Source organism: Mesorhizobium shangrilense (genome assembly GCF_040537815.1).
GTDB lineage: Bacteria > Pseudomonadota > Alphaproteobacteria > Rhizobiales > Rhizobiaceae > Mesorhizobium > Mesorhizobium shangrilense.
In genome coordinates this window covers 2339891-2362830 of sequence record NZ_JBEWSZ010000001.1, presented here as the reverse complement: position 1 = coordinate 2362830, position 22940 = coordinate 2339891, and the positions used below count along the sequence as shown (strand labels likewise).

Sequence of the window (22940 nt, the reverse complement as noted above, 5' to 3'; positions counted from 1 at the left end):
TTCAGTGCTACTGTTGCGACCTGGTCATCAGGCGTGGACGTCCTCGGCGAACCGAACCAGTACGGTGCCGTCGGTGACCTGTGCCCCTTCCGTCGCGATCTCGGCGATTACTCCGTCATGGGGGGCGGCGATGGTGTGTTCCATCTTCATGGCTTCGAGGATCAGCAACGGTTGGCCTTTCGTGACGGTCTCGCCTGGTGTCACGCGCACCAACTTGACAAGGCCGGGCATCGGCGCGCGCAGGCTGCCAGACGACGCGGCGGATTCATCGGCTCTCGCCAAGGGGTCAGGCACGGCGAACGTGTAGCCAACGGCGCCTGAAAAGACCGTGACGTGGCCAGGCCAGCGAGCAAGGCGAGGGGCGGCGCGAAGATCATGAGCATTGGTGCTGCCGTACGGCTCGTCCAGCGTCACCGCGAACCGCCCATCCGGACGCACCGACACCTTTGCCGTGATATCGTGCTCGCCATAGTGAAGCCGGGTTCGCCGCGCCGCAGGATGAAAATGCTGATAGCCGGCAAGCGATGACCAGGGATCGTTCGATGGCGGCAGCGCTCCCGCACCCGATGCCGCCAGCGCCGCAGCCGCAACGATGTCGGCGTTCGGTGGCGCGATTTCGGTCAGCGCCTGCTGATGCCGGCCGATCAGGCCGGTGTCGACATCGCCCTTCGAAAAATCAGGATCGGCGGCAAGAGCGGCGAGGAAGGCGGCGTTGACGGTCGAGCCGGCGACTTCGGTCTGGCGAAGTGCCGCCACGAGCGCTTGCAGTGCCAAGGGCCTGTCCTTGGCGTGTACCACCAGCTTGGCGATCATCGGATCATAGTAGGGCGAGATCGCGTCACCGGCGCGCACGCCCGTCTCGACGCGCATGGTGGCGCCTTCGGGGACCGTATCGGGAAACTTCAGATGGTAGAGCGTGCCCGTGGCCGGCAGAAAGCCCTTTGCCGCGTCCTCGGCATAGATGCGGGCCTCGAAGGCATGGCCGGAAAGCGTGATCTCGGCTTGCGTCTTGGGCAGCTTTTCGCCGGAGGCCACCCTGAGCTGCCACTCGACAAGATCGGTACCGGTGACCATTTCGGTGACGGGATGCTCGACTTGCAGCCTTGTGTTCATTTCCATGAACCAGAAGCGGTCGGGCTTCAGTCCCTGCGAGGCATCGACAATGAACTCGATTGTGCCAGCACCGGAATAGCTGATGGCCTTGGCGGCCTTCACCGCCGCATCGGTCATTGCCTTGCGCAATTCCGGCGTCATGCCGGGGGCGGGCGCCTCCTCGATCACCTTTTGGTGGCGGCGCTGAGCCGAACAGTCGCGTTCGTAAAGATGCACCGCATTGCCGAAATTGTCGCCGAAGACCTGCACTTCGATATGACGCGGCTTGTCGACATATTTCTCGACCAGCACGCGGTCGTCACCGAAGGCGGCCTTGGCCTCCCGCCGCGCGCCTGACAGCGCTTCCGAAAAATCGTCGGGATGTTCGACCTTGCGCATGCCCTTGCCTCCACCGCCGGCACGCGCCTTGATCAGCACCGGGTAGCCGATCTCGCGCGCCTTGGAGGCAAGCAATACGATCTCCTGGGCTTCGCCATGATAGCCGGGCACCACGGGCACGCCCGCCTTCTCCATCAGCCGTTTGGCGGCGTCCTTCAAGCCCATGGCGCGGATCGAGGTCGCCGACGGTCCGATGAAGGTGAGCCCGGCCGCCACCACCTGATCGACGAAGTCCGGGTTTTCCGACAGGAAGCCATAACCCGGATGGATAGCCTCGGCGCCGGTTGCCAAAGCGGCGGCGATGATCTTGTCGCCACGCAGATAGCTTTCGCCGACGGGAGAGGGACCGATATGCACCGCCTCATCAGCCATCTCGACATGCAGCGCGTGGGCGTCTGCATCGGAATAGACGGCGACGGTGCGCACACCCAGTTTGCGCGCCGTGCGAATGACACGGCATGCGATCTCGCCGCGATTGGCGATCAGAATCTTGCTGAACATGGGGCCTCCGCTACACGAGCTTGCTTCGAGCCAAGGAGGTGTTTTTTCACGCCCCCCTCTGTCCTGCCGGACATTTTTCTTACTTCGGGGGAGATCGAACGTCGCCGTCGGTTTCGCCAATAACCAACGATGAAGGAAGAGCGGCAATGCTGAAGCAGCCAATCTCGCGCCTTATGGGGGAGATCGACCTTTCCCTTGCCGAAGGAGTGCTCTACCGGAAGCTCGCTTGCGCCTATTTCGACGCGGCGATCTCGCAGGTGCCGCCTGTCGTCACCTTGTAGTGTGCGCGGGTGGCGAGGCAGGACTTCATCGCCGCTCCTTCGGCTACCTTCTGTGACGGCGCATTCAGACTCGAGCCGCAAATGATATAGAGCGAAACCACCCTGGAGTACGGCGTCGTGGCATAGGCCGAATGGCCACCGGCCGCCACATAGGCCTTGTAGGCCTTGTTGCAGGGGGATTTCGCATCTCTCGTCAATGCCGGCGGAAATCGCCTGTCGCCCTCCTGACCTGCCAGCGATCCCGCCGCTGAAGCGCCGGCTGCTGTTATGATCAGCAGCCCTGCCAGCATCGATACGGCCGCACGTCTGATATTCGAGAATTTCATTCTGTGTCCCCCCGAGAGCATAACGGCCGCACGCCTTCCAGCCTACTTGGACGCGGAGATGCTGCAGGCGCCGGCGACCGTAACCTTGTATTTGCTTTTGCTGGCCTGACAGGATTTCAGCGCCAGATCCTCGGCCGTCTTCTGCGACGGTGCGTTCAACCTCGCGCCGCAAATGAAATACTCGGTCGCCGGAACGATTGGCGTTGCCGCGAAGGCCGAATGGCCCGAAGCCGCCACGTATGCCGCATAGGCTTTGCCGCAGCCACCTGTCGTCCCCGTGGGGATGGTTATCGGGTAGCGTACGTCGCCCTCGCTGCCCGCCAGCGACCCCGCCGCCGCCGTACCTGGTGTTATGAATATTAGAAGTGGTGCAAGTATCGACAGAATCGATTTGCAGCGATACTTCACAATCATCTACGTCACTTCCCCATTGCCCAAAGCAGTGTGAGCAATAGCGAATATTTTCTGCTACCGCCAGTTCGACAGTAAAAAATACCACTAGCCTATGCTGACGAATCGTTTGGTCCATGCAGTTCAGCCTTCCAAAATATAAGCAATGGCTTGTTGGTATAGTTCGGCCATAGCTTGGTCGAAGCAGCAGAAAATGACGGTTTCCGGCATCGCGTGCAGTGCGAGGAAGTGGCTGACTGTGCCGACAGCGATTTCAGCCGCCTCATGTTTCGGATAGCGGTAGATGCCAGTCGAGATCGCCGGAAAAGCCATTGTCAGGCAATCATGGGCGCGAGCGAGTTCCAGCGATCGCCGGTAGCAGGACGCCAGCAATTCGGCTTCGCCCTTGCCACCGCCTTGCCAGAACGGTCCGACCGTATGGATGATGTAGCGCGCCGGCAGTTTGTAGCCCTTGGTGATCTTGGCTTCGCCGACCTTGCAACCGTTTAACATGCGGCATTCGAACTCAAGCTCGCGGCCGGCTGCGCGGTGAATAGCGCCATCGACCCCACCGCCACCCAGCAACGAACTGTTGGCCGCATTCACGATGGCGTCGACAGCCAACTTGGTGATGTCGCCTGTGTGAACCTGGATGCGCGGATTTGCGTCCATCTCACATCCTGAAGACGCCGAAACGCGTGTCCTCGATTTCGGCATTGAGCGCGGCTGAAAGGCTGAGCGCCAGAACCTCGCGTGTCTTCGCCGGATCGATGATGCCGTCGTCCCAGAGCCGGGCGGACGAGTAGAGCGGATGGCCTTCATGTTCGTACTTCATCAGGATTGGCTTCTTGAACTTCGCTTCCTCCTCGGCGCTCCACTCGCCGCCCTTGCGCTCGATGCCCTCGCGCTTGACCATGGCGAGCACGGTTGCCGCCTGCTCGCCGCCCATCACCGAGATGCGGGCGTTCGGCCACATCCACAGGAAGCGCGGTGAATAGGCGCGGCCGCACATGCCGTAATTGCCGGCCCCGAACGAGCCGCCGATGATGACAGTCACCTTGGGCACCCTGGCGGTCGCGACGGCCATCACCAGCTTGGCGCCGTCCTTGGCGATGCCGCCCGCCTCGTATTTCCTGCCAACCATGAAGCCGGTGATGTTCTGCAGGAAGATCAGCGGGATCTTGCGCTGGCAGCACAATTCGATGAAGTGCGCGCCCTTCAGCGCGCTCTCGGAAAACAGCACGCCGTTGTTGGCGATGATGCCGACGGGCACGCCGTGGAGATGGGCAAAACCGGTGATCAGCGTGGTGCCATAATTCTGCTTGAACTCGTCGAATTCGGAGCCGTCGACGATGCGCGCGATCACCTCGCGCACGTCATAGGGCTGGCGCAGATCCGTCGGCACGATGCCATAGAGCTCATTCGCCGGATGAAGCGGCGGAATCGGTTTCTGTAAGGTCAGCCTTACGGTCTTGTTCCGATTCAGGTTTTTGACGATACGCCGGCAAATGGCCAATGCATGCTCGTCGTCCATTGCATAGTGGTCGGCGACGCCGGAAAGCCGCGTGTGCACGTCCGCGCCGCCCAGTTCCTCGGCGGTGACGTCTTCGCCAGTGGCGGCCTTTACCAGCGGCGGGCCGCCGAGGAAGATGGTCGCCTGGTTGCGCACCATGATCGTCTCGTCGGACATCGCCGGCACATAGGCGCCGCCCGCCGTGCACGATCCCATGACGCAGGCGATCTGCGGGATGCCGGCGGCCGACATGTTGGCCTGATTGTAGAAGATGCGGCCGAAATGCTCGCGGTCGGGGAACACCTCATCCTGGTTGGGCAGGTTGGCGCCGCCACTGTCGACCAGGTAGATGCAAGGCAGATTGTTCTGCAGCGCGATCTCCTGCGCCCGCAGATGCTTCTTCACAGTCAGCGGATAATAGGTGCCGCCCTTCACCGTGGCGTCATTCACGACGACCATCACTTCGGTGCCTTCGACCCGGCCGATGCCGGCGATCAAGCCTGCCGAAGAAATCTCCTCGCCATACATCGACCATGCGGCGAACTGTCCGATCTCGAGAAAGGGCGAGCTGACATCGAGCAATTGCGCGAGGCGTTCACGCGGCAACAGCTTGCCGCGTGAAACGTGGCGTTCGCGCGCCTCTTCCGAACCGCCGCGCTCGACACTTGCCGCCTTGTCCGCAATGTCGGCGACCAGCGCCCGCATGCGCTCGGCATTGGCGCGAAAGCTGTCGGAGGAGGGGGAGATCTGGGTTTGCAGCGTGGCCATGCTACACCCCTTCCGCCATGATCTCGCGACCAATCAGCCAGCGACGGATTTCGCTGGTGCCGGCGCCGATCTCGTAGAGCTTGGCGTCGCGCAACAGCCTGCCGGTCGGATAGTCGTTGATGTAGCCATTGCCGCCCAGCAGCTGCAGCGCGTCGAGCGCCATCTGCGTCGCTTTTTCCGCGGCGAACAGCACGCAGCCGGCGGAGTCCTTGCGGGTCGTCTGGCCGCGGTCGCACGCAGAGGCTACGGCATAGACATAAGCGCGCGCGGCATTCATCGTCGTATACATGTCGGCAAGCTTGCCTTGCACGAGCTGGAACTCGCCGATCGGCTGGCCGAACTGCTTGCGCTCATGCACATAGGGGATCGCCACGTCGAGGCACGCCGCCATCAGCCCGATCGGGCCGCCGGCAAGCACGGTGCGCTCATAGTCGAGCCCCGACATCAGCACTTCAACGCCGCGCCCTTCTTCATGCAGAACGTTGTCGAAGGGAACTTCGACATTCTCGAACACCAGTTCGCCGGTGTTGGAGCCGCGCATGCCGAGCTTGTCGAGTTTCTGGGCGACGGAAAATCCGGCCATGGCTTTTTCGACGATGAAGGCGGTGATGCCGCGCGATTTCCGCTCCGGATCGGTCTTGGCGTAGACGACCAGCGTTTCGGCGTCGGGCCCGTTGGTGATCCACATCTTGGTGCCGTTGAGCACATAACGGTCATTGCGCTTCTCGGCGCGCAGCTTGAGCGAGACAACGTCCGAGCCGGAGCCGGATTCCGACATGGCCAGAGCGCCGACGCGTTCGCCCGAGCAAAGCGGCGGCAGGAATTTCTCCTTCTGCGCCGGCGTTGCCCAGCGGTTGATCTGGTTGACGCAGAGGTTGGAATGGGCGCCGTAGGAGAGACCGACCGAGGCCGAGGCCCGGGAAATCTCCTCGACCGCAATGACATGGGCCAGATAGCCCATGCCCGTGCCGCCGAAATCCGGATCGGCGGTGATGCCGAGCAGCCCGAGCGCGCCAAGCTCGCGCCACAGGTGCGGGGGGAATTCGTTCGAGCGATCGATCTCGGCTGCGATCGGGGCGATCCTGTCCTGCGCGAAGCGCCGCACGAGGTCGCGCAGTGCCTCTATATCCTCGTCATGCCCGAAGCTGAGCGTGTTCGTATACATGCCATTCCTCCCCGGTGCCGCATGACCCCGAAAACCGACTTCGATTTTCGGAAAGGATCATGCGCGAAATTAAAGTGCTACAGCGTCCTTTGCGCGTCCGAATGGACGCGCGGCGCCGTAGGTGTCGATCCGCGCGCCGACCAGGCGCATTGTCATCGAAAGATATGTCGTCGTTACTTCAGTGATCGACAGCCTCTCACCCGGCCGGAACCAGACGATGACCCCAGTCATCATCTGGATCAGCGCCATGGCGGTGAGGCCGGTGTCCTCGACGGTGAACACGCCTTCTTCGGCGCCATCGCGCAGGATGGCGCGCAGCTCCTTTTCGTAAGCCGTGCGCTGCTTGAGGATTTGCGTCAGCCTTTCGGGCGACAGGCTGCGCAACTCCATGTTCGAGACATGCGTGGCGTGTCGACGCTCGATATGGAAAGCGATGTGATTGCGGACATAGGCCGAGAGCCGTGCAACCGGGTCGGCGGAGGCAGGGCGTGCGGTGTCCCATGCGGCGATCAGCCCCTCCATATGCTCGCGCATCAGCGTGAACAGAAGGTCTTCCTTGGTCGGGAAATAGCGGTACAGCGCTGCCGCCTGCACGCCGACCTCGGCGGCAAGCTGGCGCATCGACATCGCTTCGTAGCCAAGGCGAGCGATCAGGTTGACCGCCGCCTCACGGATCGCCGCTTCGGTCTTTTCGCCATCGGATCCGGTGGTGCGTGCCATGCTGGTCCTCTTTTGGTGATATTAAAACGAACGTTCAATTAATTCAAGGGCGCCAAAATGAAATCCCGTCATGCAACGATCCTGAATCCGACAAGAGTGTCTCGGACCGCCAACTCCTCGACGTCGACTCTCGAAACCGAAGCGCCGGGCGGGCCTTTCCTGAGGCGCTCGATCATTGTCGAAACCGCCTCGTCGATGCCGGCAATCTGTGCCGCCACTGACCCGTCCGTCTCATTGCGAACCCAGCCGGCAAGACCAAGGCTTGTGGCCTCGCCTCGGGCCCAGAGTCTGAAACCGACGCCTTGCACGTTGCCGTAGACGCGCGCCCGCACTTCCCTGTGATGACCAGCCATCTTTCTAAGCCTGCCTCATCTCTCAAAAGTCCGTCCCTTGGAATCTGGTGCATGGTTCAGGGAATGCAATCTGAGAATCGCACGAGCGGCCGATGACGAGGGTTCTCCGATCTCGAAATTTAATTGACTCAGTCCACTAATTTCTGGAAAATGGACCCGTCTTGTTAGGAGTTGGCCGCGGATGTTGGACGAACGAAACGCATTGGTGGCCGATATCAGGCGCTTCAACCGCTTCTACACACGCACCGTCGGCCTTCTCGACGAGACGCTGACACAAAGCGCATTCACCTTGACCGAGGCGCGCGTGCTTTTCGAACTCGGCCACCGCAATTGTCCGGCGGCTCCAGAGACCGCCGGGGAGCCCGGCTTTCTCGCCGAAGCCTTTCATCTGGAAATGGGTCCCACTGCCTCCGATATCGCCAGGCAATTGCGTATCGATGCTGCCTATCTGACGCGAATTCTCCGCAAATTCGCCAGCGAGGGCCTGACCGAGACCCGGACCGATCCGGCCGACAAGCGCCGGCGGATTCTGTCGCTGACGGCAAGAGGCGAGGCTGCTCTTTCGGGGCTACAGGCCGCGGCGGATCGCGATACGGCGCGGCTGATCGAGAGCCTGCCCGACCATAGGCTGCACGAACTGGGCGGCGCGTTGCGCAAGGCGGCGGAATTGTTGGGTGACCAAGCGCAGGAAAACCCTCATGGAACGCCAGAGGGGACTTTGCGGCCGCACCGTGTCGGCGATGTCGGCTGGGTTGTGCAGCGGCAGGCCCAGCTCTATGCCGAGGAGTACGGCTGGAGCATCGAGTTCGAGGCCTTGCTCGCCGAAATCGGCGCGGATTTCATCCGCAACTTTCTGCCTGGCCGCGATTTCTGCTGGATTGCCGAGCGCAGCAGTCAACCTGTCGGCGCCGTGTTCCTTGTCCATCTCGATGACAAGGTCGCGAAATTGCGCATGCTGCATGTCGAGGCGGCGGCACGCGGCATGGGCATCGGCAAACAACTGGTCGAGCAATGCGTCAACCAGGCCCGGACCTGCGGCTACAGTCGGCTTATGCTGTGGACGAACGACATTCTCGTCGCGGCGCGCGCGATCTATGAGCGCGCCGGTTTCAAGCTGGTCGGCGAGGAACGCCACCACAGTTTCGGCAAGGATCTGGTTGGCCAGACCTGGGAATTGGATCTCTGACGAGAGCGTCTCCTTCCCAGGCCTTGATTCTAGTTGCCTCGCGCCGCGGCGAGCGCGCCGGGCAATTCCTCGGCGAAGATGTCGAGTTCACGGTCAAGGCCAACACTGACGCGGATGCAGTGGTCGAGCCCCGGCGCCATCGGCTTGCGGATGAACACGTCGCGCGACAACAGCGCCTGCAGCACCTTCATCGCAAAGGCGCCGTCGCTGCCGCAGTCGATGGTGACGAAATTGGTCGCCGATGGCAGTGGCTTCAGCCCGTTCGCCTCGGCTATCTCGGAAATGCGCCGGCGACCCGCCTCGACCCGGCCGACCACGCTCTCCAGCCAGGCCTGGTCGGCAAGTGCCTCGACGCCGGCAATCTGCGCCATGCGGCTGACGCCGTAATGGTTGCGGATCTTCTCGAAATCGCTGATCACCTGAGCCTCGGCCACCGCATAGCCGCAGCGTATGCCGGCAAGTCCGTAAGCCTTTGAGAAGGTGCGCATGCGCACGACATTCGGCCGCGACACGTCGATCGGCGGCAGCGCCGATGCCGGTCCCAACTCGCCGTAGGCCTCGTCGAGCACCAGCATGGTGGTTTCCGGCAAGGCTTCGATGAAGCGGATGATCTCGGCCGCGTCCCACCAGCTCCCCATCGGATTGTCCGGGTTGGAAAGATAGACCAGCGGCGCCTTCTCCTTGACGACCGCGTCGAGCAGGCCGCCCAGATCCTCATGATCATTCTTGTAGGGAACAGTGACCAGGCGGCCGCCAACGCCTGCGACATGGAAGTTGAAGGTTGGATAGGCGCCGAGCGAAGTCACCACCGCGTCGCCGGGCGCGACATACATGCGCGCCACCAGGCTGAGCAGCCCGTCAATGCCTTCGCCGACCACCACGTTCTCGGCTTTCACGCCAAGATGCGCGGCGACGGCGACCTTCAAATCGTGATTGTCCGGATCGCAGTACATCCACATATCCCCGGCGATCCCAGCCATGCGGGCGATGACCTTCGGCGAGGGACCGAAGCTGCTCTCATTGGCGCCGATGCGGGCGCGGAACGGCCGGCCGCGATCACGCTCCTGCGCCTCCGGGCCGACGAACGGTACTGTAGAGGGAAGCGCGCCGACAAGCGGCGTGAGGGGAGGGCGCTGGCGCATGGCAAAAGCTCGCGTGGAAAGGGCCTTCTTGCTAGCGCGGCCCGATCGCGGGCGCAAGCTGAGGGGGGCCGCAGTTTGTCGTACTGGATTCCAGTGGCTGTTTTTGCTAGCGAGGCAAGATGAACAATCGTCTGCCGCCCGCTTGGTCCAAGCACATCAAACCTGGCCCCTCGCCGAAATCCAAATTGCCGCAGCCGAATCTGCCGAAAGCAAACTCGCTTTCACGCGGGCAGGCTGATGACGAATTGCTGAAGCAGGCATACGCCCTTCAGCAGGCCAAACGCCTCAACGAGGCTCAAGATCTGTGCCTTCGTGTTCTGTCACGCACGCCAAACCATCCGCTCGCTCTGTACATCCTGGGGACGATCTGCCTCGGCTATGACGACGAGGCAGCTTTGCGATATTTCGCCCGAGCTGTCGGCGAAGAGCCTAAAAATCCCTACTACCACCTTAGCCTCGGCGAGGCCTATGTGAAGGTCGGGGAATATTCCGCGGCAATCGAGCGTATGTTGCATGCGCTGCAGCTGAAGCCGGATCTGGTCGACGCGCTTTGTGCCTTGGGACGGGCTTACAATGAATTTGACAAACCCGACATGGCTTTGCCTCTTTACGAGAAAGCACTGAAAATCAACCGCAACCACCCAAAGGTGCGGCTCGGGCTGGCCGGCGCGCTTACCAGCCTGGGGCGCATGGACGAGGCCGCCGTCTATTTGAAAGAGGCGATCAAACATCGGATTTCGGTTCCGACTGCCTACAACGATCTTGTCCAGACGCAAAAGTTCACCGAAGAACCTGCGGAATTCCAATCCATCCTCAGTGAACTTCGCAATCCCAAGCTTGATTCGGAAGGCATCCAGAAGCTGCACTATGCAGCCGGCAAGGTGCTGAATGATCTCAAGCGCTATGAAGAAGCATTCGACCATTTCAACAAGGCGAAAAAGGCTTCCGGCTACAGGTTCGACATCGATCTGTACCGTCGCTGGGTCGACTCGATGATTGAAACCTTCACACCGGACATGTTGGCTGCCAGGGCCGGTTATGGAGCTTCTTCGGAGGCGCCGGTGTTTGTAGTTGGCATGCCCCGCTCGGGGACAACGCTAACGGAACAGATCTGCGGCAGCCATCCCGATGTTCATGGCGCAGGCGAGCTCAGCAAACTAAGGCGGGTCGCGAACGCTATCGGCCTGAAAACGTCGTCGGCCGGAAATCTGAACCGGCCGGTCATGTCGATCACGCAAGATCTGTCCAGAACACTGGCCCAGGAGCATCTGTCCTACCTCAAGGAACGGGCGCCTGCCGCACTTCGGGTCGTGGATAAGACGCCACATAATTTCGAACTGATCGGCCTTATCGGCCTTCTCTTTCCCAATGCGCGTATCATTCATTGCCGCCGTGATGCCATCGATAATTGCGTGTCTTGCTTTGTCCAGAGCTTCAGCGAGGGACATAGCTACAATAGCGACCTGCGGACACTAGGCCTTTATTATCGTGAGTATGATCGCCTGATGCAGCATTGGAATCAGGTCTTTCCAGGTCTCATCTTCGAAAACAGCTATGAGACGTTGGTTGGCGATCAGGAAGCGCAATCACGCAGGCTTATCGATCATCTTGGACTGCCTTGGGACGATGCCTGCTTACGCTTTTTCGACAGGGATGGATCGGTCAACACGCCCAGCCGCTGGCAGGTTCGTCAACCGATCTACAAATCCTCCGTCAAGCGCTGGAAGAACTATGAGAAGGAGATTCAGCCGCTGATAGAGGCGCTGGGCGACCTGGTCGAGACGTGACCCGGTAAGGTTGGGTATTGTCAACGATTCCTTCTTGGTCTCATCTATCAGCCATTACGGATTGATTTCTGGCGCTGAGGGCCCGCAGGGCCGTTCAACGTCACGATTTGTCCAGGTCGGCATGACCATCATGGCTGAGCTAAGTCCACGGCACCCGACAAGGTTTTCGGTGGCGAGTGCAAAACCGCCTGCTGCCATCGAGTAACCGAAGGCTGGATTCTGCCCCCCGTTTTTGCTAGCGAGACAGGATGAGCAACCGATTGCCGCCCGCATGGGCAAAGCATCTCAAAACCCAACCCTCAGCGAGGGCGGTCTCGCCGAAAGCTGCACCACCGAAAGCCCAGCCGAAGGCCGGTCCGCCTCGCAGTCAGGTCGACGACATGCTGTTGAGGCAGGCGCTCGAGTTGCAGAAAGCTGAGCAACTGCCGGAGGCCGAGGAGCTATGCCTACGCGTCCTGGCACGGACGCCAAATCACCCGTTGGCTCTGTACATCTTGGGAACGCTCGCGTTCGGCCACGATGGCGAGATAGCCTTGCGGTATTTTGCCCGGGCGGTCGCAGAGGAGCCTCGAAATCCTTACTACCACCACAGCCTAGGTGAAGCCTATTTGAAGCTCAGCGAATTTACGCCGGCGATCAGGCACCTTCAGCACTCCTTGGCTCTGAAGCCAGATCTGGTGGAAGCGCTTTGCACCTTGGGCGATGCTTACAATACGTTTAACAAGTGGGAAATGGCGCTGCCGCTCTTCGAGGCCGCGCTCAAGATCGACCGAGATCATCCTGTGGCCCGGTTGGGGCTGTCCAGTACGCTCGCAAGCCTTGGTCGGATGGACGAATCGGCGGTTCATCTGAAAGAGGCAATAGAACGGCGCATCGCGGTACCGGCTGCCTACAATGCCCTCGTGCACACACGCAAATTCACGGAAGAGCAGCCAGAACTCACGGCAATCCTGGAGGAGCTTCGGGACCCGGACCATGGGTCGGAGGGAGCGGCGAATCTGTATCACGCCGCCGGAAAGGTGCTCAACGACCTCCATCGTTACAAGGAGGCGATGGATTACTTCAAGAAAGGCAATCAAGCCGGGGGCCAAACATTCGACCTGGAATCTTACCGCCGCTGGGTCGATGCCATGATCGAAACCTTCACACCGGAACTGGTGGCTTCAAGGGCTGCTTACGGCAATCCCTCGGAGTTGCCCGTGTTTATCGTCGGTATGCCTCGCTCGGGCACGACACTGACTGAGCAGATCTGCGCCAGCCATCCCAATGTTCATGGCGCCGGCGAGCTCAGCAAGCTCAGGCGAATAGCCAATGGGATTGGCTTTGCGGACCGCTCCAACGCGAGCCTCGGCGAATCGATCGCGACGATTACTCCTGACCTCACCAGGACTTTGGCCGAGGAGCACCTTTCCTATCTGCGCGAGCGGGCTCCTGTTGCGCTTCGAATCGTCGACAAGATGCCCCACAATTTCGAGCTGATCGGCCTGATCGGCGTGCTCTTCCCCAACGCGCGCATCATTCATTGCCGCCGCGATGCCATCGACAATTGCGTCTCCTGCTTTGTCCTGCAATTTGGTAAAACGCACACCTATAGCACTGATCTTCAGACGCTCGGACTTTACTACCGGGAATATGATCGTTTGATGCGACACTGGAACAACATATTTCCGGGTCGTATCTTCGAAAACCGATATGAGACATTGATTGAAAATCAGGAAGAGCAGTCGCGCCGCCTGATAGATCATCTCGGGCTGCCTTGGGACGATGCCTGCCTGCGCTTTTTTGAGAGGGATGGCTCGGTAAATACTTTCAGCCGTTGGCAGGTTCGCCAGCCGATTTACAAGTCGTCCGTCAAACGATGGAAGAACTACGAAAGCGAAATCCAGCCCCTGATCGAATCATTGGGCGATCTTGCTGATGTTTGACGGAGTTTCAGATCGCCTTCCCCGAAACCAAATAGGCAATTCGAACCGAAACTTTCGCTGGACTGCGTATGGTTCCAAGCTCGGCAAGAAACGCGCATTGCCGACGCTAAACATCTAAATGCTGAAGCGCTGGGACGGCTTCCAGCCCTTCCTTGGCGACGGTCGGATTTGCCGATTTGCCTCACCAACACGGCAGAACGCGCAAGCTTGGCTATTTGCAGGCTCCGATCGTGGTGCCGATTGGGCAGCCTTCATGGCGACGCCGATCAGCACCGCACCAAGCTCAATGGTATCGATCCGCAGGCGTGGCCTGCCGACGTCCTCACCCGCAGCGCCGACACGCCGGTCACGCAGATCGCGGACTTGCTCGCGTAATTGGAGCTTCCTCGCGGCCCCAGCGCATAAGGCTGCCTGATCTGGTTCACAATCAAACGGGCCGGCGATGGGATATCGCAACTCGGCTCTTTAATGCCTCAAATATGGTTTCGAGATGGTCGAAGAGGACGATGACGTTTTGCGCGCTTGCCCGATCGAGATGTTCTCGAAAGACGGTTGCCTGGGCGCCTAGGACGGCCTTGCCGCATCCGCATTAAGCGAACCTATCGCCGTCTTCATCAAAGACGGCATCGACAACCTTCGGCATATCGTCGACGAGCGCAGGGCTGCGGGGCACGCACCCCAAAAACCTACAGCAGGCAGTCGACGCACGGAATCGTAGCCGCTGTAGCCGGGTTACGTTTCGTGCGGATCGCCGCGGTCAAGTAAACCCGTCAAACAATAAAAACCCGGCGGTTGCCCGCCGGGTTTCGATTTCGACGAAGCGAAATCTATTAGAACGAGCGCTGGAAGCGGAGGATGCCGCCGACGCTGTTCAGCTTGTTGGCGTTGACCCAGTTGCCGCCGGTGAGGCTAGCGTCATTAAACCCACCATAATGGTTGTAGTCCACTTCGCCGGTGACCGTGAAGCCGGGAACGATGTCGTAGGCAACGTTTGCCGCCACGCCATAGTTCTTCTCCTGGTCACCCGATACCTGGAGGTTGAACGAGGTCTTCTCGTTGAACTTGTAGGTACCACCGGCCCAGAACGCCCAGTTGCCGGCCCAGAGCTTGTACATGCCACGGCCATTCGTGAAGATAGCATTGGTCGTGTCATTGAGATGCGAGTCGGAGCCATAGCCGCCCATCACGAACAGCGACAGCGCGCTGGACACGTTCACATCCAAGCGAACCTTGCCGGCGAACTCGTCATAGGTGGCGTCATAAGCGGCGACGCCCGAGATCGCGCCCCAGCCCTGCGTCCACTTCAGGCCGCCGACAACATGCGGAACATAGCTGTCGATCGAGAATTTGCCATAACCTTCTTCGAGCGAAACCACTGCCGAGAGGCCATTGCCGCCATCGAAGTAGTACTGGACGACGTTGGTGTCGAAGCCGCCGTAGGGGACGATCGTGTCGTTGATGACGTTGCCGGCATAACCGACGAACGTATCGAAGGCCGATTCGTCCTTACCGACGCGCAGACCACCGAGCTGGATCCAGGCGAAGTGCAGCTCCTCAGGCTTACGTCCGGCGTAATTGCCTACCTTACCACCGGTGCCAGGCCCGGCGGTGGTCTTGCCGTCGGTGCTGCCGTAGCCGTTGCTATTACCGAAGTTGATGCGGGTTTCGGTGTAGGTCTTCAAGGTGCCGAGTTCGGTTTCCTGGCCGGTCCAGGTCTTCAGCGTGAAGCGGGCGTTCTTTGACCACGTGCCCTGATCCTTGCCGGTCCGCGCGTCCCAAGTGCGCGCACCGTCGAACGAACCGACGTCGCCAGCGCCGATATCATAACGGATATAGCCGCCGATGCGCAGGCAGGTTTCGGTGCCGGGGATGTAGAAGTAGCCAGCGCCGTAGACGTCGCAGATCTTGACGTATTCAGCGGGTTCCGGCTCGGCGACGACGACGGCGTCGGCGGCGCGTGCACCGGATACTGCGATCAGGGCCGCAGCGGAGCCGAGGAGAAGGCTCTTGATGTTCATTTTCTGACCTCCAGTCAAAAGTTAAAAAACGGGTCTGGGTATTCTTTGCTGAAGGACAGCGTTCCCTGCCCCATCCCCACTACCGAAAAAGATGCGCACCGCGCCGCTTCCTCGAGACCGACATTACTCATGAGGCGGCGGCGTTCAACAACGATCGTATCGGCGGAAGGGCCGGACGGCTGCTATCAGCGGGCGTTGTTGCACAAATGACACGATTTGGCCTCACTCAGAAAGCTCCTGTTAACCATCAGGCCCCTTTCGTCTCTTACATTGTGGCCGAATCCGGCGATTCCCACCGAAACGGCGGGCATGGCTCGAGTCGTTAGCCAGGGAATTGCCGCAGAATCGCCGCATCGTCGAAGAGCCCAGTTCGGCAGCGCCATATTTTTCCGAGATAATGACTTCTTTTTCCGAGATAATGGCTGGGGCTTGTTGATTGTGCCGGCGCTTTTCTTTATCCAGCGGCGCAACGGAGAGGTGGCCGAGTGGTCGAAGGCGCTCCCCTGCTAAGGGAGTAGAGGTCAAAAGCTTCTCGTGGGTTCGAATCCCATCCTCTCCGCCACTTTTGCCTCGCAGCATCGCGCTGGCTAGAAATTTCCTCGTAATAACAAAATGATAGGCAGAAACGCGGCACTTTTTGCGGCGTCCTGCCTCCGTCAAAAACCGCGATTCTGTTCGATTCTGACTGGAGGTCAGAAAATGAACATCAAGAGCCTTCTCCTCGGCTCCGCTGCGGCCCTGATCGCAGTATCCGGTGCGCGCGCCGCCGACGCCGTCGTCGTCGCCGAGCCGGAACCCGCTGAATACGTCAAGATCTGCGACGTTTACGGCGCTGGCTACTTCTACATCCCCGGCACCGAGACCTGCCTGCGCATCGGCGGCTATATCCGTTACGACATCGGGGGCGGTGACGTCGGCTCGCTTGACGGCGCAAAGGCAAGAGACCGTTTGGATAATGAGGTCCAGGATACGTGGAAGAAAACTGCCCGCTTCTCGCTGAAGACCTGGACCGGCCAGGAAACTGAACTCGGCACGTTGAAGACCTACACCGAGACCCGTTTTGACTTCGGTAACAAAACATATAGCAATGCAGCCTACAACAAGTCCATGACGCTGAACTTTGCTTGGATTCAGCTTGGTGGTCTCCGCGTCGGTAAGGACGAATCGGCTTACGATACGTTCATCGGCTATGCCGGCAACGTCATCCAGGACACGATTGTCCCCTACGGTGGCTTCGACACCAACGTCATCCAGTACTACTTCGATGCTGGCAATGGTTTCTCGGCGGTTGTCTCGCTGGAAGAAGGTTACGACGTCTTCACCATCGATAGCTATGTTCCGCACATCGTCGGCGGCGTGAAGTATACGCAGGGCTGGGGTGCAATCACCGGCGTTGTCGGTTACGACAGCAACTTCGAAGACGTTTCGGGCAAGGTCCGGTTGGACGTGAACGTCTCCAGCGCGCTTTCGCTGTTCGTGATGGGCGGTTATGGCTCCGACAGCAATAGCGCCCGTAACTTCTACAAGCTCTGGGCCGGCAATTGGGCTTTCTGGGCCGGTGGTACCTACAAGTTCAACGAGAAGACCTCGTTCAACCTTCAGGTGTCGGGTGACCAGGAGAAGAACTACGGCGTAGCGGCAAACGTTGCCTACGACATCGTTCCCGGCTTCACGGTCACGGCCGAAGTTGATTACAACCATTTTGGTGGATTTGGCGATCCGACCGTCCCCGGCGGCAACTGGCTTGGCGCCGACAAGAAAGACAGCGTCGGCGGCATCCTCCGCTTCCAGCGCTCCTTCTAAGGGCTGGTTCCTAACAAGTTAAATCCAGCCCGGGCGCTTCAACGCCCGGGCTGTTTTGTTCTCGCGATGTGACCAAGGCAAACACAAGGATCGGGGGGTAAACGGTAGCTGAACAGATCTGTGGGAGTGATTTCGTGGGATCCGCTGTCTGGCGGATGAAATCACAATCGCGTGATCAAAGCTCTTGAAAGGACGCCTCCAAGCGGCTAGGGCTGACCTATCCACTCGGGGGTGTGGCATTAAAATGTCAAACGAAGCGGTTCAAGAGGCGCAGGCCTCTGATCATTTTTCGATGTTTTCTTCTCAATCCGCAAGAATTAAATATAGTTATAATACTATAAGAGAAGTAAAGTCGTTCACGGTCGGAGAGTTGTTTTCAGCATATCGGGATATATTATGGGACGACGGACGGCATAAGTACAATGTCAGCTCTTTTGTTGGCGAAATTGGTGAGATTCTCCTTGGGGAGCGTTTCAGCGCCTTTGACCAGAGTACCCTGGATAACCTTATCGGCACCTTGCGCCAGCGCGGCAACAGCAACGCAACCATCAACCGGAAGATGGCTGCACTCAGCAAACTGCTGCGCAAGGCCTACAAGATGGGGGATATCCACAGTCTGCCTGAGTTCCGCCGCCAGAAGGAGCGGGCGGGGCGGATTCGTTTTCTTGAGAAGGACGAGGAAGCCCGGCTTTTCGCCGCCATAAAAAGCCGCAGCGAAGATGCCTACCGGCTGTCCGTCTTTCTCGTCGATACCGGCTGCCGCCTCGGCGAGGCGCTCGGTCTCATCTGGAACGATATCCAGGAGCATCGCGTCAGCTTCTGGATCACCAAGTCCGGCCGCAGCCGCACCATTCCGATGACTGTCAGGGTCAAGGACGTGATCAAGCTGCCGCCCACCGAGGGCCGCCGTCCCAAGGGTCCTTTCACCAAACTCAGCCAGGCGCAGTTTCGCACCATCTGGAACGATGCGAAGGCGGAAGTCGGCCTCGGCGCCGACGATCAGGTGGTACCGCATATTCTGCGCCACACATGCGCGTCGCGTCTTGTCCAGGGCGGCATCGACATCAGGCGCGTGCAGATGTGGCTTGGTCACCAGACGCTGTCGATGACCATGCGTTACGCCCATCTTGCCACGAATGACCTCGACGGCTGCGTCGTCGTTCTGGAAACGCCCCGTTTTAAGGGGCCTGACAGTGACGTGGAGCACGCTCTGCCTTCTTCGACTGCAGCAGCTCAGGAAACAAAGAGCGGGTCGGTGGAGGAGAAGCCTTCACCCAAGGCGGCTCGGAAAAGTTCAAAGACCGGCTAGATTTGCCGTTACGTGCAAAACCGGGGATCAGGATTGATCCTCGGCTCTTTGTGTTGACTAGTTGGGCGTCTCGGCCCGATCAAGAAATGCCGCGATTGCGCTGGGCAGGTTTCCGGTTTCGAGGAAGGGGGCGTGCCCTTGGCCCTCGACCGTGATCGTCTTCATGGTTAGGTGACGCTTGCCCATTTCCTCAAGCGTTTCGACGGACAACAGTCTTGAGCTGGCGCCACGTATGGCAAGCAGGGGCGTGGCCGCCAGCGCTTCGAACTGCGGCCATAGTGCAGGCAGCGGCTGCGTGAGATCGAGGCCTGCCAGCGTCTCGAGCAGCTTCGGGTCGAAATCCGGCATCAGTCCCTGAGGCGTCTCGCGGTTGAGCGCCCACACCATCCGTTCCCAATCGGCATCGGCAAGCGCCGGAAAATCCCCGCCATGCACGCTGCGCTGGGCGCTCACTGCCTCGGCAAGGGTTTTCGGCTTCGGTGAAGGATCGAGATAGGAGCGGATATGGGCGAGCCCACCGGCCTCGAGCACCGGGCCGATGTCGTTGAGGACAACGGCTTTCAGCGCTTCTGGTCGCATCGCTGCGAGCACATGGATGATCAGTCCGCCACGTGACGTGCCGATGAACGCTGCTTCCTCGATGCCAAGTGCCGCCAGCCCGGCAAGGATGTCGCTGGCCTCGACACTGACATTGTAGTTGGCGACGTCGGGGTCGTATGCCGATTGCCCGCGCCCGCGATAGTCGAAGGCAACCACCTTGCGTGGAACCACGGCGCGCGCCGAAAGATGGTGCGCCAGCTCATGAAAATCCCGAGCGTTGCGCGTCAAGCCGGGCAGGCACACGACTGGCAAATGATCGGAGTTGGTTTCGCCGTAGATGCGGGCATGAAGCTTCAGCCCATCGGGCGCAGCGTAGAAGAAGTCGGAGAAACCTTCGTCGCTCGCCATTAGATTGCCGTCCCTCGCTGGATTGACTCGGACAACTAACGGGTGAGGGCAGGCATCGTCAAATGGACGAGGCTCTGCCTTCTCCCCCTCTGGAAGGAAGCCTCAAGTGCGGCCGTTCACGAGGTCGCCGACGATGTCGTACTTGCCGGAAATACGCATCTTGTAGACTTCGTAGTTCTCCATCACGCGCTGCACGTAACTTCTTGTTTCCGTGTAGGGAATCCGCTCGATCCAGTCGACGACGGCATCCACGTCCTTGCCACGCGGGTCGCCGTATTTCGTCAACCATTGGGCGGCCCGGTTGGGGCCTGCATTGTAGCCGGCAAAGGTCAGCACATAGGAGCCGTTGAAACGGTCGAGCTGCTCGCCGAGGAAGGCGGCACCCAGCGTCGCATTGTAGCCGGCATCGCTCGTCAGCCGTGTTTGCGAAAACTGCAATCCGGCCTTTTTCGCCAATTGCCTGGCGGTTCCCGGCATAAGCTGCAACAGCCCGCGCGCTCCGGCGCTTGAGACGGCGCCGACATTGAATTCGCTTTCCTGGCGAGCGATCGCATAGGCCAGCGCCTTGCCCGAACCGGAAATATCTGCCGAATCGGGAATGACTCCCAGCGGATGCGAGAGCGCCCCGACGTCGATGCCGCGAGCGCCGGCGATCTTGCCGACTTTCAGCGCCATGAAATGATTGCCCTGCTTTTCCGCCAACACGGCAAGCAACGCCAATTCCCCAGGGCTGTTCATCTGGCCAGCGAGGTCGCGGTAGAGCGTCTCCGCATAACGGTCATAACCGGCCTCCTGCAGTCGCTTGATGGCGCTGACGGCTTCGCGGTTGGCGAAATTCTGCCGATCGGTCGCACTCGGCTGCGGATAGACGATGTTGAGTGCCCGCCGGCCGACGCGCTCGGCGGCGAGCTGGCCATAGAATGTCGTGCCATAGGTGGCCGCGCGGCCGAAGTAATCAACGGCGTTGCCGGAACCGCCGACTTCAGCGGCGCGGCCGAGCCAATAGTAGGCGCGAGACAGCGACATCGGCCCCTGAGCCAGATCGGCGACGCGGGCAAAATGCGTTGCGGCAAGCTTGGCGTCATTCAGGCCGCGCAGCGCGTACCAGCCGGCATGGAATTCGGCGTCCACGGCATTGCCTGCGCTTTCGGCGGCATGCGCAGCGACTATTTTGTAGGCGGTCTTCATGTCGCCCTGGTCGACCAGTTCGCGCGACAGCACCCGACGCTCGACCCACCAGGCGTCCGGGTCGACAAGGGCGTCCCGGTCGGTCGGCGCCTTCATCACCATCGCCGCGGCATCGGCAAACTTATCTTGCTTGCGCAGATACTCCGCCTGCGCAAAGAAATAGCCGGCCGAACGTTGCGCCATCGGCACCGCATTCAGCAATTTTGGCGCGTTCTTGTCGCCTTTGTCCGCCGCCGCCCAGGCGTCGGCAAGTTGTTGGGCACCCGCTAGTGCCGCGACCCGCTGCGCGGAACCAGGCCGGTCGGCATAGAACATGCGCTCCATGCGAAAGCGATGATCGGCCGCCGGAATGAGCGTGCCGAATTCGCGAATGAGCGCTGCCTCGTCCTTGGTTTCCAGCATCGCCGTGCGCCAGAACGGCGACAATACCGAGCGCGCCGCCTTGGTATTGCCGACCGATACATACGCGCGGGCAAGAACCATCACGCCTTCGAATGTCTGCGGCTGGCTGCCGTTGAACGCCTGAAGCACAGCCTGTGGAGCGGGGTTCTCGCGATAAAGCGCGCGTTCGCTGTTCTTGCGCAGGGCGATCGTGCCCGGCCAGTTCGGCAGCATCTGTGCCGCGGCGGCAATGTCGGTGCTCGGCACCTTGTCGCCGCCATAGAGGGCTATCGCCCAGGCGAGGATATGATGATCGAGCGAATTGGCAGGCAAGCCGTCGCGTACGGCGCGGGCTCTAGGAATGTCGTTTGCCGCCAGGGCGTCGAGGCCGCTCTTCAACGCGGCCACATTCAGCGACGGGGAGGGACCTTTGTCCGGCAGGACTGTATCCTGTAAGGCGGGCACCGGGATGGCCGATGTCACCTGCCCGTCGACGCTGCCGCCTAACGCCAAGCCAGGCGTCAGCGCGACAAGAGCGCCAATCAACGCAAATGAATGGGGCCGACCGATCGGCATTGTCCGTCCTTATAAATCGTCAGCAGGCGGGGCATCTCAAAGCCTAGATGTAGGTCATGAAGAGCCCGTAAACAAAAGGTTATCGAGGCTGTTCGAATTGCGCGTGCTGGCACCATGGCAATGCTTGCCGCGCAACAGTGTCGAGACTATGGTGCGCCACTTCGCTTTCGGCTAGAAGGCGCTCGATAAAACACCGATGCATGTCGCCCAAAAGTGGTTACCGGTTTTGGGACAACGGCATGCACAGACAAAGAAGTCCCAAGGAGTTGGACGATATGCTGAGAGGCTCGCTTACCGCGCTCGTGACACCGTTCGAAAAGAGCGGCCGTTTCGACGAGAAAGCCTTTCGCGCATTTGTTGCCTGGCAGCTCGATGAGGGCACGAAGGGGCTGGTTCCCGTCGGCACCACCGGCGAGTCGCCGACGCTGTCCCATGACGAGCATCGTCATGTGGTCAAGGTGTGCATCGAAGTGGCCAAGGGCCGCGCCCCGGTCGTTGCCGGTGCTGGCTCCAATAACACCGAAGAGGCGATTGGCCTGGTGCAATATGCCGAGAAGGCGGGCGCCGACGCCGCGCTGGTGGTCACGCCTTATTACAACAAGCCGACGCAGCGCGGCCTCTACGCGCATTTCGCGGCGGTCGCCAAGGCGACCAGCCTGCCGATCATCATCTACAATATCCCGCCGCGCTCGGTCATCGACATGATGCCGGAGACGATGGGCCAGCTGGCGCACGACTTCAAGAACATCATCGGCGTCAAGGATGCCACCGGCAAGGTCGAGCGGGTTTCAGAGCAGCGTGCCACCTGCGGCAAGGATTTCATCCAGCTTTCCGGCGAGGATGCTTCGGCGCTCGGCTTCAATGCGCATGGCGGTGTCGGTTGCATCTCGGTGACATCGAATGTCGCGCCGCGGCTCTGCGCCGAATTCCAGGAAGCGACGCTCTCCGGCGACAGCGCAAGGGCGCTGGAATTGCAGGACCGCTTGTTGCCGCTGCACAAGGCCATCTTCATCGAGCCCGGCGTCTCCGGGGCGAAGTACGCGCTGTCGAAGCTCGGCAAGGTCGAGAATGTGTTGCGCTCGCCGCTGATGACGGTCGAACAGTCGACCGCCGACAAGATCGATGCGGCGATGAAGCACGCCGGCTTGATAAATTAGGGATGAGGCGCC

Annotated in this window: 18 protein-coding genes, 1 tRNA gene and 1 pseudogene; 8 read left to right on the top strand and 12 right to left on the bottom strand. The window is 60.3% G+C overall.

Going from position 1 to position 22940, the window contains the following annotated elements; all coding sequences use genetic code 11:
* Positions 1-27: 27 nt before the first annotated feature.
* The 8 genes from ABVQ20_RS11985 to ABVQ20_RS11950 all read right to left on the bottom strand — a co-directional run bounded on the left by ABVQ20_RS11985 (position 28) and on the right by ABVQ20_RS11950 (position 7508).
* Positions 28-1992, bottom strand: a complete 1965-nt coding sequence (locus tag ABVQ20_RS11985; RefSeq protein ID WP_354459701.1) for an acetyl/propionyl/methylcrotonyl-CoA carboxylase subunit alpha — start codon at positions 1990-1992, stop codon at positions 28-30.
* 232 nt (positions 1993-2224) lie between these two features.
* Entirely contained in the window at positions 2225-2599 is a 375-nt protein-coding gene (locus ABVQ20_RS11980) for a hypothetical protein (protein ID WP_354459700.1), read from the bottom strand.
* A gap of 42 nt (positions 2600-2641) precedes the next feature.
* The gene (locus ABVQ20_RS11975) at positions 2642-3013 is read right to left on the bottom strand and encodes a hypothetical protein (protein ID WP_354459699.1); all 372 of its coding nucleotides are present in this window, start codon (positions 3011-3013) and stop codon (positions 2642-2644) included.
* A gap of 120 nt (positions 3014-3133) precedes the next feature.
* Positions 3134-3661: an O-acetyl-ADP-ribose deacetylase gene (locus ABVQ20_RS11970; RefSeq protein WP_354459698.1), complete on the bottom strand. Its 528-nt coding sequence runs from the start codon at positions 3659-3661 to the stop codon at positions 3134-3136.
* A gap of 1 nt (position 3662) precedes the next feature.
* Positions 3663-5270: a carboxyl transferase domain-containing protein gene (locus ABVQ20_RS11965; protein ID WP_354459697.1), complete on the bottom strand. Its 1608-nt coding sequence runs from the start codon at positions 5268-5270 to the stop codon at positions 3663-3665.
* A gap of 1 nt (position 5271) precedes the next feature.
* Positions 5272-6435 (bottom strand): isovaleryl-CoA dehydrogenase, encoded by a 1164-nt coding sequence (locus ABVQ20_RS11960; protein ID WP_354459696.1) that lies wholly within the window; start codon positions 6433-6435, stop codon positions 5272-5274.
* 69 nt (positions 6436-6504) lie between these two features.
* Positions 6505-7155, bottom strand: coding sequence for a TetR/AcrR family transcriptional regulator (locus ABVQ20_RS11955; protein WP_354459695.1), 651 nt, complete (start codon positions 7153-7155; stop codon positions 6505-6507).
* A 68-nt stretch (positions 7156-7223) separates the two neighbouring features.
* Positions 7224-7508: an acylphosphatase gene (locus ABVQ20_RS11950; RefSeq protein WP_354459694.1), complete on the bottom strand. Its 285-nt coding sequence runs from the start codon at positions 7506-7508 to the stop codon at positions 7224-7226.
* Between the two features lie 181 nt (positions 7509-7689).
* Between ABVQ20_RS11950 and ABVQ20_RS11945 the strand changes: the two genes are divergently transcribed.
* Positions 7690-8694, top strand: a complete 1005-nt coding sequence (locus tag ABVQ20_RS11945) for a bifunctional helix-turn-helix transcriptional regulator/GNAT family N-acetyltransferase (protein WP_354459693.1) — start codon at positions 7690-7692, stop codon at positions 8692-8694.
* A gap of 29 nt (positions 8695-8723) precedes the next feature.
* Here ABVQ20_RS11945 and ABVQ20_RS11940 read toward each other — a convergent pair whose 3' ends face one another.
* Entirely contained in the window at positions 8724-9836 is a 1113-nt protein-coding gene (locus ABVQ20_RS11940; RefSeq protein WP_354459692.1) for a pyridoxal phosphate-dependent aminotransferase, read from the bottom strand.
* 119 nt (positions 9837-9955) lie between these two features.
* Here ABVQ20_RS11940 and ABVQ20_RS11935 point away from each other — a divergent pair, with 119 nt between their 5' ends.
* The 3 genes and pseudogenes from ABVQ20_RS11935 to ABVQ20_RS11925 all read left to right on the top strand — a co-directional run.
* Complete coding sequence (locus ABVQ20_RS11935; protein ID WP_354459691.1) at positions 9956-11623, top strand: tetratricopeptide repeat-containing sulfotransferase family protein; 1668 nt, start codon at positions 9956-9958, stop codon at positions 11621-11623.
* A 248-nt stretch (positions 11624-11871) separates the two neighbouring features.
* Positions 11872-13548, top strand: coding sequence for a tetratricopeptide repeat-containing sulfotransferase family protein (locus tag ABVQ20_RS11930; RefSeq protein WP_354459690.1), 1677 nt, complete (start codon positions 11872-11874; stop codon positions 13546-13548).
* Between the two features lie 118 nt (positions 13549-13666).
* Positions 13667-13923, top strand: a pseudogene (locus tag ABVQ20_RS11925) (transposase domain-containing protein); the annotation flags it as partial.
* 455 nt (positions 13924-14378) lie between these two features.
* Here the strand turns inward: ABVQ20_RS11925 and ABVQ20_RS11920 are convergent.
* On the bottom strand, positions 14379-15566 hold the full coding sequence (locus tag ABVQ20_RS11920) for a porin (RefSeq protein ID WP_354459689.1): 1188 nt from the start codon (positions 15564-15566) through the stop codon (positions 14379-14381).
* 471 nt (positions 15567-16037) lie between these two features.
* Between ABVQ20_RS11920 and ABVQ20_RS11915 the strand changes: the two genes are divergently transcribed.
* From ABVQ20_RS11915 to ABVQ20_RS11905, 3 genes are all read left to right on the top strand, one after another.
* A tRNA-Ser gene (locus ABVQ20_RS11915) sits at positions 16038-16128 on the top strand.
* Between the two features lie 137 nt (positions 16129-16265).
* A complete protein-coding gene (locus ABVQ20_RS11910; RefSeq protein WP_354459688.1) occupies positions 16266-17369 on the top strand; it encodes a porin in 1104 nt (367 codons plus the stop codon).
* Between the two features lie 244 nt (positions 17370-17613).
* A complete protein-coding gene (locus ABVQ20_RS11905; protein ID WP_354459687.1) occupies positions 17614-18678 on the top strand; it encodes a tyrosine-type recombinase/integrase in 1065 nt (354 codons plus the stop codon).
* Positions 18679-18735: 57 nt separating this feature from the next.
* Here the strand turns inward: ABVQ20_RS11905 and ABVQ20_RS11900 are convergent, their stop codons facing one another.
* Positions 18736-19626 (bottom strand): alpha/beta fold hydrolase, encoded by an 891-nt coding sequence (locus tag ABVQ20_RS11900; RefSeq protein ID WP_354459686.1) that lies wholly within the window; start codon positions 19624-19626, stop codon positions 18736-18738.
* A gap of 102 nt (positions 19627-19728) precedes the next feature.
* Positions 19729-21771, bottom strand: coding sequence for a lytic transglycosylase domain-containing protein (locus tag ABVQ20_RS11895; RefSeq protein WP_354459685.1), 2043 nt, complete (start codon positions 21769-21771; stop codon positions 19729-19731).
* A 275-nt stretch (positions 21772-22046) separates the two neighbouring features.
* On the opposite strand from ABVQ20_RS11895, the gene dapA reads away from it, so the two are divergent.
* Entirely contained in the window at positions 22047-22928 is an 882-nt protein-coding gene (gene dapA / locus ABVQ20_RS11890; RefSeq protein ID WP_354462164.1) for a 4-hydroxy-tetrahydrodipicolinate synthase, read from the top strand.
* The last annotated feature ends 12 nt before the right edge of the window (positions 22929-22940 follow it).